Here is a 16,478-nt window from a genome sequence, read left to right as displayed (position 1 = left end):
GGGGCGTGCTTATCGACGCCGCCCCCGAATGATGTCCCGCAATCTTCCCAAATAGTCATGCACGCGCTTTTCCGCGCCGTGGTCGGTGGGGTGATAATACGTGGCGTCACCAAGCGCATCCGGCAAATACTGCTGCGCGACGACTCCCCGGGGATCATCGTGTGGGTAGATGTAGCCCACCGCATTGCCTAGGCGCTTAGCCCCTTCGTAGTGGCCATCGCGCAGATGGGCTGGTACATGACCAATCTTGCCGGCTTGAACATCGGCCTGCGCCGCATTGATGGCATTGACAACGGAATTAGACTTTGGCGCGGTAGCCAGGTGGATGGTGGCTTGGGCCAGCGGTATGCGGGCCTCTGGCAGGCCGATGAGCGCTGCGGCCTCCGCGGCAGCCACCGCAGTCGGAAGGGCTGTGGGATCCGCCATGCCGATGTCCTCAGAAGCATGGATGATAAGCCTGCGAGCAATAAAACGCGGGTCTTCGCCTGCCTCCACCATCCGGGCAAGGTAGTGCAAAGCTGCATCGACATCTGAGCCGCGGATGGACTTGATGAAGGCGGACAACACGTCATAGTGCTGGTCACCGTCGCGGTCATAACGCACGACTGCGCGATTAACGTTTGCGGTGAGAATCTCGCTGGTAAGCTCCCCGCCATCCGGCACTGCCTCCGCCGCGGCTTCCAAGTAGGTCAACGTGCGGCGTGCGTCTCCCCCAGCCAGCAACACGAGCTGATCTAAAGCTTCGTCGCTTGCGGTAATACGCCCGCCTAATCCCCGTTCGCTGGTAAGTGCGCGCTCGGCGAGGGTACGAAGAGCAGCATCATCAAGCGGCTGCAAATGACAGAGCAAGGAGCGCGACAGCAAGGGTGCTACGACAGAAAAAGACGGGTTCTCCGTGGTAGCAGCCACGAGGAGAACTGTGCGGTTCTCGACGGCAGCAAGAAGCGCATCCTGCTGAGTTTTGGAGAAACGGTGAACCTCGTCGATGAAGAGGACGGTGCGGCGGCCCTCAATTAACTCACGCCGAGCATGGGTAATAACCTCACGGACCTGCTTGACACCAGAATCCAACGCTGAAAGGCCAATGAAGTTATCACCCAGGGATGACGCGATGAGGGACGCCAGGGTGGTTTTACCTGTGCCAGGAGGGCCATAGAGAATAACGGAGGCCTCGCCAGAGCCCTCCACGAGGCGGCGCAAAGGTGTGCCCGGTTCTAGGAGGTGTTCTTGTCCCACTACCTCTTCAAGGCTCTGTGGTCGCATACGGGCGGCGAGGGGTGAGCCGGAGTGCGTAGCAAACATGTCCGCGCCAGCAGCGGCAGGTCGGTGCGTAGCGGCATCATCGCCGAAGAGGGAGCCTTGACCCATTAGGAATCCTGTAAACGCTGAGCAACGCGGCCGCTAAACTCTGCAACGTCGGCACACACGTCATTGGGGCACAGTGCGGCAAAACGTGACAGTGCCTCAAAGGTCTCGTACAGGTCGCGCCGAATAAGGTGTTCATCCTCGGTGAATGGGCCGCGATCTGACGGTCGCAGCAGTGAGCGCTGCGGGTCATGATTGATATCTGCATTGCCTTCCGACAACGCCACCACCCCTTCAATGCCGCCAGCGTACATCGTGGTCACGCTAGAGAAAGCCCAGCCGATAAGGCAGGCAACAAGCAGCTCATGCAGTGTTTGCTCATCCGCCAATTGCGGCCAGACATCGACGATGCGACGTTGCCACGCGTGGATAAAAACCTCTGCCTCGTCGTCGCTAATAGGGCGTGTGAAAAGGAACTGCGGGAAGCCCGCCACCACGCAAGCCACGTCAAAGCCAACGTTGCGGAAACCTGCCCACTCGTAATCCAAGAAGGTCAGAGTTTGCCCGACAATGATGTTGTCCGGGGACAGGTCGAAGGGGGTAAAGGCACGGATTCGTCCCGAGCTAAGGTTCCCGGTAGCCGTGCGGGCCAACTCAAGCACATGTTCCGGGAGTTCTAGACCAGCTTCGGTGAGGATATCGGCGCCGATGAGAATCGAGCTTTGCAAGGAGTCATCACGCAGTGCCTGGTGTTCTGCATACTCCGGGTGCTTGCGCAGTTGACGATTGAGCAGCGCGTCATAATCCTCTTTGCGGCTTGCTGTTCCCGCATGCATCTTGCCAAGCGCGCTGCCGAGCCCGCGGAGCAGATCGCGGCGCTCGTCCTCGCCGCTTCGCGTGAGGGTATCGGCAAGAGTATCGCCATCGCCAGCATCAGACAGCACGAGAATGCGCTTGTCGACGTCATGTGCCAACAGCACCGGCCCCGGGCGCACCTCCTCCGACAGTGAGGTGGTGAACTGATACGCCACTACCTCGCGCAAGAGTGCGGCGTCATCGATGGTGTGGCCGGTCACTGGGTTGTATTTGATGACAACCGAGCGGTGAGGGAAGAAGGCACTCGGCGTGGTTCGTGCGCGCAGCACAACGGCGTTGCCGGAGCCGCTGAGGGTTTCGATATCGCTCAGTTCCGGTTCACCGCCGAAGCGGCGGGACAGCATCTGCGATGCTTCCTCGACCACGCTGCTTTCGACTGATTCCTGCTCCACAGCATTCACTGGCTTGTCTGCCTCCACTCGTCATTGGCCCAACCATGATACTCGCCTTGCAGCCACGAAGCACGGCGAGCACCATCAGCAAGGATGCACCCCTCGCTGCGAACGTGGCCTTAGGACTTCCACGTGATTGTCAGGGAGGGCTGCGCTCACAGCCCTCCCTCGATAGCGGCCTATTCTGCCTTGGTCTCAGCCTGTGCAGCCTTATCAGCCTTGGCGGCCTTCTCCGGCTTGAAATCGACACCGGTTTCCTTGCGCTGCGCAGCCGGGATGGTACCGGGGGCGTCGGTCAGCGGGTCAACGCCACCGCCGGACTTCGGGAAGGCAATGACGTCACGGATAGAGTCAAAGCCGCCCAGCAGGGAGACAATACGGTCCCAGCCGAAGGCAATGCCGCCGTGCGGCGGTGCACCGAACTGGAATGCGTCGAGCAGGAAGCCGAACTTCTCCTGGGCTTCTTCCTCACCAATACCCATCACGTCGAAGACTCGCTTCTGCACGTCCTGGTTATGGATACGGATGGAACCGCCGCCAATCTCGTTGCCGTTGCAGACAATGTCGTAGGCATACGCCAGGGCCTCGCCCGGCTCCTTGTCGAAGGTATCGAGGTACTCCGGCTTCGGGGAGGTGAAGGCGTGGTGAACAGCGGTCCACTTGGAGTGGCCCAGAGCGACATCGCCGGACGCGGTGGCGTCAGCGGAAGGCTCAAAGAGCGGCGCATCAACAACCCAAGTAAAGGCCCAGTCGCCGTCCTTGATGAGATCGAGCTTCTTAGCGATCTCTCCACGTGCCGCTCCCAGCAGCGCACGGGAAGACTTGGTGTCTCCGGCTGCGAAGAAAACTGCGTCACCCGGCTTTGCGCCTACGTGCTCTGCGATGCCCTCGCGCTCGGCATCAGTGATGTTCTTGGCCACCGGACCACCCAAGGTGCCGTCCTCCGCGATGGTGATATAGGCAAGGCCCTTGGCTCCGCGCTGCTTAGCCCATTCTTGCCAGGCATCGAACTGACGGCGCGGCTGAGAGGCACCGCCTTCCATGACGACAGCGCCGACGTACTCGTTCTGGAACACGCGGAAAGTAGTGTCCTTGAAGAAGTCGGTGCACTCCACAATCTTGATGTCAAAACGAAGATCCGGCTTGTCAGAGCCGTAGTATTTCATGGCATCGGCATAGGTCATGCGCGGAATCGGGGTCTTAATCTCATAGCCGATGAGCTTCCACAGAGCGGAAACAATCTCTTCTGCCAAGGCGATGACATCGTCCTGGTCAACGAAGGACATCTCCACATCGAGCTGAGTGAACTCGGGCTGGCGGTCAGCACGGAAGTCCTCATCGCGGTAGCAGCGAGCGATTTGGTAGTAGCGCTCCATGCCGGAGACCATGAGCAGCTGCTTGAACAGCTGCGGGGACTGCGGCAGGGCGTACCAGCTGCCCGGCTTGAGACGCGCCGGAACCAGGAAGTCACGTGCGCCTTCCGGGGTGGAGCGGGTCAGCGTCGGGGTTTCAATCTCGGTGAAGTCGTGGCTATCCAGCACCTGGCGGGCAGCACGGTTGGCTGCAGAACGCAGTCGCAAGGCGTTAGCCTGGCGCTCACGACGCAAATCCAGGTAACGGTACTTCAGGCGGGTTTCCTCGCCGACCTCGCCGGAGGAAGACGGATCATCAATTTGGAACGGAAGCGCTGCAGACTTGTTGAGCACCTCGAGGTCGGTGACGTTAACTTCGATCTCACCAGACGCAAGGTTCGGGTTTGCGGAGCCTTCTGGGCGGGGCTCAACTACACCCGTGACTTTCACGCAGTACTCAGAGCGCAGGTCGTGAGCGCGTTCCGCCACCTCGGTCTCGCGGAAGACGACCTGGGCAACGCCGGAGCGGTCACGCAGGTCGATGAAGATAACACCGCCATGGTCGCGGCGGCGGGCCACCCAACCAGTCAGTGTGACGGTCTCCCCCGCCATCTCCTTGCGCAGTTCGCCTGCCAAATGTGTACGCAACACGTTCGTTCAATCCCTTCTTATTGTTGACGCTCGTGCCCACCCACGCCACGCGTAAACAGCACGCGCCGAGGAGCACAAGAATTTGAACAGCCCAAGTCTACCGCTCCTAGCGGACGGGCTCAGCGCTGGGGGCACAGGCTCCGTTATGACGCAGCTCCCCATGAAGCACAGCCGAGCTCCGTCGCGTGTGGCAAAATCTGTTCCATGACTTTCAAATCTGGCGCAAGTTTCGACGGCAAGCGAGCCAGCTCAGGCGGTGGCGGCCGTGGCGGAATGATTGCTACCGGCGGTGGCGTCGGCTCCCTCCTCCTTATTGGTCTGTACCTCCTGCTTGGCGGCGACCCGGGAGTACTCACCACTGATCAAACACAGCCCGACCAGACACAGGTGGGCCCCGAAGAAGGCGGCGAGGATGACTTCGCACACTGCCAGACCGCAGAGGACGGCAACAAGTACGACGATTGTCGTGTCATGTTTGCGGCACAATCCGTGGATAAGGTCTGGGCACAGCAGCTTCCGGAACAGGCTGGCTTGAAATATTCCGAGCCAGGCCGCGTCATTTTCAACAACACGACGGTCTCTGGATGTGGCCAGGCTTCCGGTGCCACTGGCCCTTTCTACTGCCCTGCCGATGAGTCTGCCTATTTCGACACCGCGTTCTTTGATCAGCTTCGCAACTTCGGAGGCGAGAATGCGCCGCTGGCACAGATGTACATCGTCGCCCACGAATTTGGCCATCACATTCAGAAGCTAGAGGGAACGCTCAGCCTCTCGAACTACAACGACCCCGGTGAGGATTCCAACGCGGTCAAGATCGAGCTGCAGGCAGATTGCTACGCAGGCCTGTGGGCACACTACGCCGACGAGGGTGATGATGCCCTCCTGGAAACCATCACTGAACAACAGGTCACCGATGCTGTTAACACTGCTCGCGCGGTGGGCGATGACAACATTCAGCGTCGTTCCGGCGGCGAGGTACGCCCGGATACGTGGACGCATGGCTCCTCCGAGGACCGTGCCAAGTACTTCCTGGCAGGCTACGAGTCCGGCAAGATGGAGCAGTGCGACACGTTGGAACGTGGAGTATACAAGTCCTAAAAGGTAACGAGCCACACCTCATGTGGCATCGCTGATGGGGCCGCGCGACAGCGCATGCCCACCGCTCCCCACACTGTGCACACCCCTGTTAATGCAGGGCTGTGCACATTTTTGCGTAAAAGAGGCTTCCCAACGCGTACGCTGAGCCGCACGCAGGGGCTTGGTCATTGACTCTATAAGATTTAGGACTGCAGTCATAAGTCGTTCACCTTTCGGCCACCTGGGTTTCTTACGCTATCCAGGTTCCCGCCCGTTCGTGGTGGGTACCGCTCTATCTTTTAATGCTTCATTGAGCCTGCGGATTACCTCGCTAGGCTCTGTTTTTCAGAAAGGACCGACGTTTTGAGCACCGCCACACCGACGATGCCGGACCTCGAGACCGTGAACGGAAAGAACAGAGATTGGATTTGGCACCTGTTCTTCGGCGTTCTCACCGCCGTAACTCTCATCTTCTTTATCATTTGGGGCAACGGCGAGGTTGCCGAAGGCGCCAACCGCATCCTTTTGGTCACTGCCATTATCTTCGCCCTTTTCATGGCCTTCAACATCGGTGGCAATGACGTCGCCAACTCCTTCGGCACCTCCGTGGGTGCCGGCACGTTGTCCATGAAACAGGCCCTTGCTGTTGCGGCCGTCTTCGAGGTCTCCGGCGCCATTCTCGCCGGTGGCGAGGTGACGGATACCGTGCGCTCCGGCATCGTTGACCTGGATGCCATCGACGGTTTGGACCCGATGGAGTTCGTATACATCATGATGTCCTCGCTCCTCGGTGCCGCCATCTGGCTTCTCGTCGCTACCCGCATGGGCTGGCCGGTTTCGACGACCCACTCCATCGTTGGCGGCATCGTCGGCGCTGCACTGACCGTCGGCTTCATCACCGGCAAGGGCGGAATGGACATGGTGCAGTGGGGCGGTATCGGCACCATTGCCTTCTCGTGGGTTCTCTCCCCAGTTCTCGGCGGCATCGCGGCCTACCTGCTGTTCAAGTGGATTAAGAGCTCCATCCTCGTCTACAACGAGGCTGCTGATGGGCGTCTGCGTGAGATTAAGACCCGCCGCGCGGAGCTGCGTAAGGAGCACAAGACCCGCTTCGAGCGCATGAACGAGCTGCAGCAGATTTCCTACACCAACGCCATGGCTCGTGACGCAGCACTGACGTCCGAGGATGATTACGATCCCGAGGCTCTGGAGTCCGAATACTACCGCGACCTGCACGAAATCAACAAGGACTTGGATGACGTTCACGCGCACAAGGCCTTGGAAAACTGGGTGCCACTGCTCGCCGCTCTGGGCGCCATCATCATTTCCGCGATGGTGCTGTTCAAGGGACTTAAGCACACCGGCGTGGACTTCTCCACCCTGCAGAACCTCCTCGTCATGGGCATGGTCGGTGCGGCGGTCTGGATGGCCGTGTTCATTTTCGCTCGTTCCCTGAAGAACAAGTCCCTATCTCGTTCGACCTTCCTTCTCTTCTCTTGGATGCAGGTCTTTACTGCGTCTGCCTTCGCGTTCTCCCACGGTTCGAACGATATCGCTAACGCTATTGGCCCATTTGCCGCAGTCTTTGACGTGATGCAAACCAACCAAATTTCGGACGAGGTGTCCGTGCCGCTACCAGTCATGATTGCCATGGGCATTGCCTTGGTGTCCGGTTTGTGGTTCATTGGCCGCTTCGTTATCCAGACCGTTGGCTCTGGCCTGACCAAGATGCACCCGTCCTCCGGTTTCGCTGCTGAGCTGGCAGCTGCCGCCGTGGTCATGGCCGCGTCTTTGCTGGGTCTGCCGGTCTCCTCCACGCACATCCTCATTGGTGCTGTGTTGGGCGTGGGCATTGTCAACCGTGCCGCCAACTGGAATCTGATGAAGCCCATCGCCCTGGCGTGGGTCATCACCCTGCCGGCCGCCGCGGCTATCGCCGCCGTGACCGTCTCCATCCTGCGCGTAGTCTTCTAAGCTACCGCTCCTTCCTGCACACCGCCGCGAATCCGCACCGGTTCTCGCGGCGGTGTCGCCGTTTTCGGGACATGCCACCTGCACCGCTATCCGTACACTGGGTCTCTATGAGCGAGAACCCCGTGGCGCGCTTCTTCGCCGCCTTCAACGACATTGAACAGTTCCTGCGCCAGGCCATAGGCGCGAAGAATTCAGATTCCTTCTGGTGGATGGTCGATCGTGCCCACGACAAACACCTGCTCAGCAAGCGCCAAGCGGAGCAGCTCAAGGATATTTCCAACCTGCGCAACGCCATCGCGCATGGCCGCTACTACGACGACGAGCCCATCGCTACCCCGCACCCGCAAGTCGTCAACCAATTAGAAAACCTTCAGCGCCTGCTCACAGACCCGCCCAGTGCGCTGTCGCTTTTGCCGCACAACGAGGTGACGATTCTCGAGCCTGACGCAGATATCCTCGACGCCCTCTCCCTCATCAACAAGACCGGATACTCCCAAATCCCCATTTATGACTCCGGCACGTTTACTGCACTGCTGACCACCAATGCCATCGCGCGGTGGGTAGCGGCAGATTTAGGAGATGATGGGGCGATTGGTGAGGCGTCGGTAAGCACAGTGCTCGCCATGACGGAGCGCAAGGACCGCGCTGAATTCCTGCCTCGCAACGCCACGGCGCAGGAGGTCGTCGATGCCCTCACCGAACCGGCCAAGGACGGCACACACCCCAGCGCCGTTCTCCTCACTGAACACGGCAAACCTTCGCAGCGCCCGGTAGCCATCGCTACACCGGCGGATCTTGCCATGCTTGTCGACGCCCTCGAGTGGGAATAATCCCTCACCCCACTCTTGTTGTCATGTCATAGAAAGGAGCTTGGCATGCAATTCGGAATCTTTACCGTGGGTGACGTCACGCAGGACCCCACACAAGGCACCACCCCCACCGAGGCAGAGCGCATCCGCGCCATTACTGAGCTCGCACTCAAGGCGGAAGAAGTAGGTCTCGACGTTTTCGCCACGGGTGAGCACCACAATCCGCCTTTCGTGCCCTCCGCGCCCACGACCCATCTGGCCTACGTCGCGGCCAAGACTACGCGCCTGCAGCTGTCGACGTCCACGACGCTCATCACCACCAACGACCCCGTCCGCCTCGCCGAGGATTACGCCTTCCTCCAGCACCTGGCTGACGGGCGTATCGACCTAATGCTCGGCCGCGGTAATACCGGGCCGGTCTACCCGTGGTTTGGCAAGGACATCCGCGAGGGCATTCCGCTCGCGGTGGAAAACTATCATTTGCTGCGCCGCCTCTGGCGCGAGCACAACGTGTCCTGGGAAGGAAAGTTCCGCACTCCGCTCCAAGGGTTTACCGCCACGCCAGCACCTCTCGACGGCATCCCGCCCTTCGTGTGGCACGGCTCCATCCGCTCCCCGCAGATTGCGGAGCAGGCCGCTTTTTACGGCGACGGCTTTTTCCATAACAACATCTTCTGGAACAAGGAACACACCGCAAAAATGGTGAAACTGTACCGCAACCGCTATGAATCCTATGGCCACGGTCGGGCAGACCAGGCGATCGTGGGCTTGGGCGGGCAGGTCTTCATCGGCTCCACGGAGCAGGAAGCCAAGGACTGTTTCCGCCCTTACTTCGATAACGCCCCGGTCTACGGCCACGGCCCCTCGCTGGAGGAGTTCACCACGCAGACCCCGCTGACGGTGGGAACGGTGGAGCAGGTGGTGGAGCGTACACTGCAGTTTGCTGACTGGGTCGGCGATTATCAGCGCCAGCTCTTCCTCATCGATCATGCTGGATTGCCCCAGGAGGTGGTGCTGAAACAGATTGAGATTCTGGGGACGCAGGTGGTACCCGAGATTCGCCGCCGCTTTGAGCTGCGCCGCCCGGATCATGTACCTTCTGACCCGCCGACGCACGCTACGCTCGCCGCATACGCCCCGCATGCATTGGTCAACCCAGGAGAGGAGAAATAATTGCGTTCACTTGTGGTCGTCACGGCAGGTCTATCCTCACCTTCCACGACGCGTGCGCTTGCCGACGCCCTCTCCGCCGCCACCTCCTCCCAGATCACCGCCCGGGGCGAAGACGTGGATGTGACGGTGGTGGAGCTGCGTGAGCTCGCCGGAGAGCTAGCTGACGCGATGACCAGCTGGGCCTCGCCCACCCCACACCTTGAGGAGGCGAAATCCGCCGTGATGCAGGCAGATGGCCTCATCGCCGTGAGTCCAGTCTTCCAGGGCAGCTATTCAGGCCTGTTCAAGATGTTCTTCGATACTCTGGAGCCACACGCTCTCAACGGTCTGCCTACCCTCATCGCCGCGACCGGCGGCTCCAGCCGGCACGCGTTGGTGTTGGACTATGCGCTGCGCCCGCTCCTTAATTATCTGCATGCCACCGTGGTGCCGACTGGGGTTTTCCACGCAACGGAAGACTATGGCGCTGCGGAAGGCGCGCGCAATGAACAACGCATCGAGCGCGCCGCGCGCGAGTTAGCTGACTTGATGGTTCGTCCCCTCGACCGCGTCGCCGGTCTGGCAGGTCCACTGGACAAGAAATCCCCGGCAGAAACAGGCATCGACGCAGCGTCCGACACTGGTTCCGACCCCACGGGATTCCGTGCGCTCCTTGCTGACCACAACGGCCAACCGGGCTAAGCAGCCGGCAATGGTACTCGGTACTATCGTGAATCGATACTTATTGAATGCCACCTAAGGAGGTCTTAATGACTATTAGCGTGACCGATATTTTCTCCATTGGAATCGGCCCGTCCTCCTCACACACTGTGGGCCCTATGCGCGCCGCGAAAGCCTTTATCGAAACGCTCGACCAGCACCCGACAAAGGTCCACACCGAGCTGCGTGGTTCCCTATCCGCTACCGGCCGTGGCCACGCCACCGACCGTGCCGTCATCCTCGGCCTAGCTGGATGGGATCCGCTCAGCGTACCGCTCGACGCCGAACCGCGCGCCGACGCCTTCATCCCCTCGGAAGGCACCATCTCTGGCCCCGCAGGTGAGGTAAAGTACGGCATCGAATTCAATAACGAGCCGGTACCGGAGCACCCGAATTGCCTGATCTTTACAGCGTGGGACGAGAACGGCTCTCTTCTCGCCGAGAATGCGGAGTACTTTTCGGTCGGCGGTGGCTTTATCCTGTCCCGCGCGGAATTCGATGCCGAACTCCAGACCGACACCGGTGTTCCAGCAGGCGTCGCTGCGGCGACCGCCGAGGATACGGTTCCTTATGAGTTCCAATCCGGCGAACACCTGCTGCATCTGTGCGAAGCCCATGACAAGGCCATTTGGGAAATCGTTGCTGCCAACGAGGCTGTTCTCCACCGCGACGAAGGCGGGCTGGACTACGTGTACAAGCACCTCGACCTCGTCTGGGACATCATGCGTGAATGCGTGACTGAGGGAATTTCCACTAAGGGAATCTTGCCTGGCGGCCTGCGTGTGAACCGCCGTGCGCCCGGTATGTATCAGCAACTTTTGGCCAAACAAGACGATGAGTCCTGCGGTTTTTCCGCAATGGAATGGGTTAACCTCTACGCACTAGCTGTCAACGAGCAAAACGCCGCCGGCGGCCGCGTCATCACCGCTCCCACCAACGGCGCATGCGGCATTATCCCCGCCGTGTTGCACTACGCCCGCGACTTCCAATGTGACTTTACCCGCGCTGATGCCCGCCGCTACCTGCTCACCGCAGGTGCTATCGGCATCATCATTAAGTCCAATGCCTCTATCTCAGGCGCAGAAGTCGGCTGTCAGGGCGAGGTCGGTTCCGCGTCCTCCATGGCGGCGGCCGGCATGGCCGAGCTCCTCGGTGCGACCCCCGCACAGGTGGAAAATGCCGCCGAAATCGCGCTCGAGCATAACCTCGGCTTGACCTGCGACCCAGTCGGCGGCCTCGTGCAGATTCCCTGTATCGAGCGCAACGCCATCGGCGCGGTCAAGGCCATCAACGCCGCGCGCCTAGCCCGCATGGGCGAGGGCACGCACCACGTCACCCTCGACAACGCCGTACAAACAATGGCCGAGACCGGACGCGATATGCTCTCCAAGTACAAGGAGACTTCACTCGGCGGCCTGGCCAAGACGATGGGCTTCAGCGTCTCCCAGGTGGAGTGCTAAACCAGTTCGCGCAGTTGCTTGACGACGTCCCCAACCGGGACGTCGTGCTGCTCATGCGCGGCCAGGTCCTTGAGGGCCACGGTGCCGGCCTCGAGCTCCTGATCACCGAGGACTAGGGCGAAGCGCGCATTGGCGCGGTCCGCCCCCTTCATCGCACCCTTGAGGCCGCGATCACCGAAGGACATGTCCGCAGAGATGCCAGCCTTGCGCAGTTCATTGATGATAACTGCCATCTTCTTTTTAGCAGCCGCACCCATGGCCACGCCGAAGACTGCGACGCGCTCGTCGACACCGTCGAGGGACACACCCTCTGCCTCAAGCGCGAGCACCGTGCGGTCCACGCCCAGGCCATAGCCAATGCCGGACAGCTCCTGACCGCCCAACTGGGCCATGAGCCCGTCGTAACGGCCACCGCCGCCGATGCCAGACTGCGCACCCAAACCATCGTGTACGAACTCGAAGCACGTCTTGGTGTAGTAATCCAGGCCGCGCACCATCCGCGGATTAATGGTGTAGGCAACGCCCATATCATCGAGCAGGCCCGTCACCGTCTCAAAGTGCTCACGGCACTCGGAATTGAGGTGGTCGAGCATGAGGGGGGCGTCGACAAGCTGCTCTTGGACCTCGGGCCGCTTGTCATCGAGCACGCGCAGCGGGTTGAGCTCCGCCCGCGCCTTGGTTTCTTCATCTAGGTCCAGCTTGAACAGGAAGTCCTGCAGTTTCTCGCGGTAAGCCGGGCGGCACTCGTGGTCACCCAAGCTGGTCAGCTCCAAGCGGAACTGGCTCAAGCCCAAGCTGCGGTAGGACCGATCCGCCAGCGCAATAATTTCCGCGTCCAAGGTGGGATCATCCACGCCGATAGCCTCCACACCCACCTGCTGTAGCTGGCGGTAGCGGCCGGCCTGCGGACGCTCATAGCGAAAGAAGGGACCAAAGTAATTGAGCTTCACCGGCAGCTGGCCACGGTCCAGGTTGTGCTCAATGACCGCGCGCATGACACCTGCCGTACCTTCTGGGCGCAGGGTGACGGAACGGTCTCCGCGGTCAGCAAAGGTGTACATCTCCTTCGAGACCACGTCCGTGGATTCGCCCACGCCACGGGCAAACAACGACGTGTCCTCGAAGACGGGGAGCTCGATGTGCTGGAAGCCGGACAGGTGTGCCTGATGCACGAAAGTCTCACGCACCTTGGCAAACGTGGCCGATTGCGGCGGGACGTAGTCCGGCACGCCCTTGGGCGCGGACAGGGCTTTGAACTGCTTCTTATCACTCACGCCCTTTAGAGTACATCCCCCGCTGCGATGAGAAACGGATTGGTCGCTCGCTCGCGACGCATCGTCGATGTCGGACCATGGCCAGGCAGAATCGCCACCGAATCATCAAGTTCCCACACCGGCCCGCGCAGCGAACGTTGCATCGCGGCGTGATCTGAATGCGGCAAATCCGTGCGGCCAATGGAACCTTTGAACAACACATCACCCGTCAGCGCAACCTCGTCGCTCACCAGCATGACGCAGCCAGGCGAATGTCCCGGTGCATGGACAAGGTTGAAATCTAGGCCGGCCAAGGACAGTGTCTCACCGCCGATGAGGTCGCGGCGCTCGGCGACCTGCTTCATCGAGGCGCAATCGAACAGTACTTGGGACTGGGGGGATACCCCGGAGCCGTCGACAAGCATGAAGGCGTCATCCGGGTGGATATACACCGGCAGATCGAATTCTGCCGCATCCCTCGTGTGGTCGATGTGACCATGCGTGAGCACGACCGCTTCATACTCCAGATCCTTCTCCCCTGCGAGCTGCACGAGGCGCTCGTGGGTATGCATCCCGGGGTCCACGATAAAGGCCCGAGCGCCGTGAGACACAACGTACGTGTTGGTCTTGTATGGGCCCGCGGCGAAGCCGAAAATCTCCGGAGTGGTCATTTACTTCAGAGCAGCCAGCGCAGCGTCATAGTCCGGTTCGGTGGTGACCTCCGGAACGAGCTCGGTGTAGACCACGTTGTGGTCCTCATCGGTCACGATGACCGCGCGAGCAAACAAGCCCTTGAGCGGGGAGCCTTCCAAAACCAGACCAAGCTTGTCAGCAAAGTCCGAACGGAAATCCGAAGCGCTCACCACGTTCTCGATTCCCTCTGCCGCGCAGAAACGCTCCTGAGCGAAGGGCAGGTCGCGAGAGACCGACAGGACGACGGTGTTGTCCAAACCGGCAGCCTTCTCGTTGAAGGTACGCAGCTGCGCCGCGCACACACCCGTGTCCAGGGACGGGAAGCACGAGACCACCAAGCGTTTGCCAGCGAAGTCGGCCTTGGAGACCTCTTCCAGGTCAGTGCCAACGAGGGTGAAACCTGGGAGGGCCTCTCCGACCTTCGGCAACTCTCCATTGGTCTGAGTAGGTTCGTTCTTAAAATTAACAGTAGCCATGTCACCCAAGGGTACTGACGGGCGGGGCGGCGCGCCATGAAGAACCCTCGTGCGGTTAAGATGATTAAGTCGAAAAATCAGACCCCTGTGGAGGAAACAAAGGTGCCTACCAACAGTCAGCGCATGGACGATGCGCTCAACCAGCTCGATCGCGAGCTGAAGTCCCGCGACCGCAAGCAGAAGACCCGTCCGCTGGGCGTTGTATTTGCTGCAGCCGTTGTCATTATTGCTCTCGTCGGCGGAATCTGGTTCCTCGCCACGCGTTCAGGTGATGAGGAAGAGATTCAAGCGCAGGAGACCTCAGCAGCTGAAACCACGTCTGAGGCCCCGACCGCTGAGGCGCTAAGCGGCAAGCGTGAAAAGCCCCTCGGCAAAACCGTGACCTGTGAATACACAGAGACCGGTGACGCCGCCCGTGACGTCGCCACCCCTAAAGGCAAGGACATTCCGGCCGAAGGTGAAGTAACCGTTAACTTCGCTACCAAGCAGGGCGACATCGAGATGACCCTCGATCGTTCCCTGGCTCCCTGCACGGTCAACGCTATTACGGACATGATTTCGGCTGAATACTACGACGACACCGTGTGCCACCGCATGACCGATGGCGGAATCTTTGTCCTGCAGTGTGGCGACCCGACCGGCCAGGGTGCTGGCGGTCCGGGTTTCCAGTTCGCCAACGAGTACCCAACTGATGAGGCTGACGACGCTGCTCTCAGCCAGAATGTCCTTTACCCGAAGGGCTCCCTCGCCATGGCTAACGCTGGGCCAGATACCAACGGCTCCCAGTTCTTCATCAATTACAAGGACTCTGAGCTGCCACCGGCCTACACGTACTTCGGAAACCTCACCGACAAGGGCCAGAAGTCTATCGACGCCATTGCTGAAAAGGGTGTCAAGGATGGCGCCGGGGATGGCGAACCCGCTGAAGAGGTTCGCATCACCAAGGCCACCATCGAAAGCTAGCGTTTACCCCCAATACGGTGGTTAACCCCCGCTCCCAAGTGTGAGCGGGGGTTCTTCTTTGTTAAAGCCAGTATCATTTCTCTTCTGAGAATTTCTTAGCCTTGAGCTGTTCCTTTACCTCGCATTAACCTAAGCTGTTCCGAGCTCAATTGGAAAGCCCAGCTCACATCATGCGGGCAGTTGATTCACAGAGTGAAGAACTTTTTGACAAATCTCTTGCATATCAACTCTAGTCTCAGTAGCATCTGTGAGGTCTTTGAAATTCCCGAGATATAAAAGGAACGAGAATGAAGTTCTTCTCCCGTAAGGCACTCGTAGCCGCTGCAACTGCAGCAACCGTTTCCCTGACCGGCGTGTCCGTTGCTTCCGCTGAGACCACCACCAAGGAGACCAACTCCACCGCTACCGAGAACACCACCACCTCCGAGGACGACACGATCACCATCTCCGACAAGGAGACCAACGAGTCCAACAACAAGAAGAAGGACGAGTCCGAGTCCAACGAGAACGATTCAAACAACAAGAAGAAGGACGAGTCCTCCTCTTCCTCCGAGGATGAAGGTTCCTCCATCACCGATATGGAGCCGAAGGAAATCCGCGACTGGATCGCCGTCTTCACCGCCATCATCGGCGCCCTCGGCACCGTCTTCGCCTTCTACACCAAGTACTTCGGCCCGAAGGCCAAGTAGTTTCTTCCTCCCGCTCGATAAAGATAGGACACTCCATCATGAAGTTCTTCTCCCGTAAGTCCATCGTTGCTGCTGCTACCGCTGCAACCATCGCTTTCTCCGGCACCGCTGTTGCCACCGCTGCTCCGGCTGAGCAGGACGGTTCCTCCGCAGCTTTCTTCGCTCTTTCCTCCGACGACGAGGGCAACGTAAGCCCGAAGGAGATCCGCGAGTGGATCAAGGTCCTCACCTCCATCATTGGCGCCATGGATGATGCAATGCGTCTCGGCGACAAGCTGGCTGGCAAGTAAGGCCTTAAGCCTTTTAATCCCCCGCTGCGCGCGGGGGATTTTTTCGTTTTCGAGTTGCGGGGTTGGTGGGTCTGTTTTAAGCTTCGTGGCCATGGGGGTATTAAAAACCTACTTCCACTACCGCAACTCGGGGATCGCGCTAGTGGAACAAGCATCCAGCTCACCCGATGAGCTTCGCACGCTCGGCGCCGACCCAGCCGATGCCACAGAACTTGCCCACCTTCACCGCACCTACTTCGGGCAAACCCGCTTCACCGGCAAACAACGCAAAGCCCGTGCTGCCGCGGTGGCACAACAACATAGCCTTAGCATTCTCACCCTGATTGAGTCCTACACCGCCAAAGTC

The 16,478-nt window shown here is 59.9% G+C and carries 15 protein-coding genes and 1 pseudogene; 10 read left to right on the top strand and 6 right to left on the bottom strand.

Features of this window, described 5'->3' with window-relative positions; translation table 11 throughout:
* Positions 1-9: 9 nt before the first annotated feature.
* The 3 genes from HMPREF2875_RS02750 to aspS form a co-directional block, all read right to left on the bottom strand.
* Positions 10-1,368, bottom strand: a complete 1,359-nt coding sequence (locus HMPREF2875_RS02750; protein ID WP_070670015.1) for a replication-associated recombination protein A — start codon at positions 1,366-1,368, stop codon at positions 10-12.
* Positions 1,368-2,525: a phosphotransferase family protein gene (locus tag HMPREF2875_RS02745; protein WP_070670112.1), complete on the bottom strand. Its 1,158-nt coding sequence runs from the start codon at positions 2,523-2,525 to the stop codon at positions 1,368-1,370. Before HMPREF2875_RS02745 ends, HMPREF2875_RS02750 begins: the two co-directional genes overlap by 1 nt.
* Before the next feature lie 227 nt (positions 2,526-2,752).
* Complete coding sequence (aspS, locus tag HMPREF2875_RS02740; RefSeq protein ID WP_070670013.1) at positions 2,753-4,576, bottom strand: aspartate--tRNA ligase; 1,824 nt, start codon at positions 4,574-4,576, stop codon at positions 2,753-2,755.
* A 204-nt stretch (positions 4,577-4,780) separates the two neighbouring features.
* Between aspS and HMPREF2875_RS02735 the strand changes: the two genes are divergently transcribed.
* From HMPREF2875_RS02735 to HMPREF2875_RS02710, 6 genes are all read left to right on the top strand, one after another.
* The gene (locus HMPREF2875_RS02735; RefSeq protein ID WP_070670011.1) at positions 4,781-5,674 is read left to right on the top strand and encodes a KPN_02809 family neutral zinc metallopeptidase; all 894 of its coding nucleotides are present in this window, start codon (positions 4,781-4,783) and stop codon (positions 5,672-5,674) included.
* A gap of 363 nt (positions 5,675-6,037) precedes the next feature.
* Positions 6,038-7,627: an inorganic phosphate transporter gene (locus tag HMPREF2875_RS02730; protein ID WP_210388144.1), complete on the top strand. Its 1,590-nt coding sequence runs from the start codon at positions 6,038-6,040 to the stop codon at positions 7,625-7,627.
* A 107-nt stretch (positions 7,628-7,734) separates the two neighbouring features.
* Entirely contained in the window at positions 7,735-8,457 is a 723-nt protein-coding gene (locus HMPREF2875_RS02725) for a CBS domain-containing protein (RefSeq protein ID WP_070670006.1), read from the top strand.
* A 45-nt stretch (positions 8,458-8,502) separates the two neighbouring features.
* Positions 8,503-9,609 (top strand): LLM class flavin-dependent oxidoreductase, encoded by a 1,107-nt coding sequence (locus tag HMPREF2875_RS02720; RefSeq protein WP_070670004.1) that lies wholly within the window; start codon positions 8,503-8,505, stop codon positions 9,607-9,609.
* A complete protein-coding gene (locus HMPREF2875_RS02715; RefSeq protein ID WP_070670002.1) occupies positions 9,610-10,290 on the top strand; it encodes an FMN reductase in 681 nt (226 codons plus the stop codon).
* A 68-nt stretch (positions 10,291-10,358) separates the two neighbouring features.
* Entirely contained in the window at positions 10,359-11,768 is a 1,410-nt protein-coding gene (locus HMPREF2875_RS02710; protein ID WP_070670000.1) for an L-serine ammonia-lyase, read from the top strand.
* On the opposite strand, the gene hisS is transcribed toward HMPREF2875_RS02710, so the two are convergent.
* From hisS to tpx, 3 genes are read right to left on the bottom strand one after another with little or no spacing between them, the layout of a single operon-like run.
* Complete coding sequence (hisS, locus tag HMPREF2875_RS02705) at positions 11,765-13,042, bottom strand: histidine--tRNA ligase (protein ID WP_070669998.1); 1,278 nt, start codon at positions 13,040-13,042, stop codon at positions 11,765-11,767. The two genes, HMPREF2875_RS02710 and hisS, sit on opposite strands and share 4 nt — an antisense overlap.
* A 5-nt stretch (positions 13,043-13,047) precedes the next feature.
* Entirely contained in the window at positions 13,048-13,692 is a 645-nt protein-coding gene (locus HMPREF2875_RS02700) for an MBL fold metallo-hydrolase (RefSeq protein WP_070669996.1), read from the bottom strand.
* Positions 13,693-14,190 (bottom strand): thiol peroxidase, encoded by a 498-nt coding sequence (gene tpx / locus HMPREF2875_RS02695; RefSeq protein ID WP_070669995.1) that lies wholly within the window; start codon positions 14,188-14,190, stop codon positions 13,693-13,695.
* A gap of 102 nt (positions 14,191-14,292) precedes the next feature.
* Between tpx and HMPREF2875_RS02690 the strand changes: the two genes are divergently transcribed.
* From HMPREF2875_RS02690 to HMPREF2875_RS13420, 4 genes and pseudogenes are all read left to right on the top strand, one after another.
* Entirely contained in the window at positions 14,293-15,153 is an 861-nt protein-coding gene (locus HMPREF2875_RS02690) for a peptidylprolyl isomerase (protein WP_070670110.1), read from the top strand.
* A gap of 287 nt (positions 15,154-15,440) precedes the next feature.
* Positions 15,441-15,842 (top strand): hypothetical protein, encoded by a 402-nt coding sequence (locus HMPREF2875_RS02685; RefSeq protein ID WP_070669993.1) that lies wholly within the window; start codon positions 15,441-15,443, stop codon positions 15,840-15,842.
* A gap of 38 nt (positions 15,843-15,880) precedes the next feature.
* Positions 15,881-16,132 (top strand): hypothetical protein, encoded by a 252-nt coding sequence (locus HMPREF2875_RS02680; RefSeq protein WP_039675689.1) that lies wholly within the window; start codon positions 15,881-15,883, stop codon positions 16,130-16,132.
* A 91-nt stretch (positions 16,133-16,223) separates the two neighbouring features.
* Positions 16,224-16,478, top strand: a pseudogene (locus HMPREF2875_RS13420) (HNH endonuclease); the annotation flags it as partial.

It is taken from the genome of Corynebacterium sp. HMSC078H07, from assembly GCF_001812805.1.
Classification (GTDB): Bacteria; Actinomycetota; Actinomycetes; order Mycobacteriales; family Mycobacteriaceae; genus Corynebacterium.
This window is presented reverse-complemented; position numbering and strand designations above follow the sequence as displayed.

Excerpts from the sequence above, each read along its gene's own strand:
- HMPREF2875_RS02750 (WP_070670015.1), bottom strand. The coding sequence starts at position 1,368 with ATGGGTCAAGGCTCCCTCTTCGGCGATGATGCCGCTACGCACCGACCT.
- HMPREF2875_RS02745 (WP_070670112.1), bottom strand. The coding sequence starts at position 2,525 with ATGCTGTCCCGCCGCTTCGGCGGTGAACCGGAACTGAGCGATATCGAA.
- HMPREF2875_RS02735 (WP_070670011.1), top strand. The coding sequence starts at position 4,781 with ATGACTTTCAAATCTGGCGCAAGTTTCGACGGCAAGCGAGCCAGCTCA.
- HMPREF2875_RS02730 (WP_210388144.1), top strand. The coding sequence starts at position 6,038 with ATGCCGGACCTCGAGACCGTGAACGGAAAGAACAGAGATTGGATTTGG.
- HMPREF2875_RS02725 (WP_070670006.1), top strand. The coding sequence starts at position 7,735 with ATGAGCGAGAACCCCGTGGCGCGCTTCTTCGCCGCCTTCAACGACATT.
- HMPREF2875_RS02720 (WP_070670004.1), top strand. The coding sequence starts at position 8,503 with ATGCAATTCGGAATCTTTACCGTGGGTGACGTCACGCAGGACCCCACA.
- HMPREF2875_RS02710 (WP_070670000.1), top strand. The coding sequence starts at position 10,359 with ATGACTATTAGCGTGACCGATATTTTCTCCATTGGAATCGGCCCGTCC.
- HMPREF2875_RS02700 (WP_070669996.1), bottom strand. The coding sequence starts at position 13,692 with ATGACCACTCCGGAGATTTTCGGCTTCGCCGCGGGCCCATACAAGACC.
- tpx (WP_070669995.1), bottom strand. The coding sequence starts at position 14,190 with ATGGCTACTGTTAATTTTAAGAACGAACCTACTCAGACCAATGGAGAG.
- HMPREF2875_RS02685 (WP_070669993.1), top strand. The coding sequence starts at position 15,441 with ATGAAGTTCTTCTCCCGTAAGGCACTCGTAGCCGCTGCAACTGCAGCA.
- HMPREF2875_RS02680 (WP_039675689.1), top strand. The coding sequence starts at position 15,881 with ATGAAGTTCTTCTCCCGTAAGTCCATCGTTGCTGCTGCTACCGCTGCA.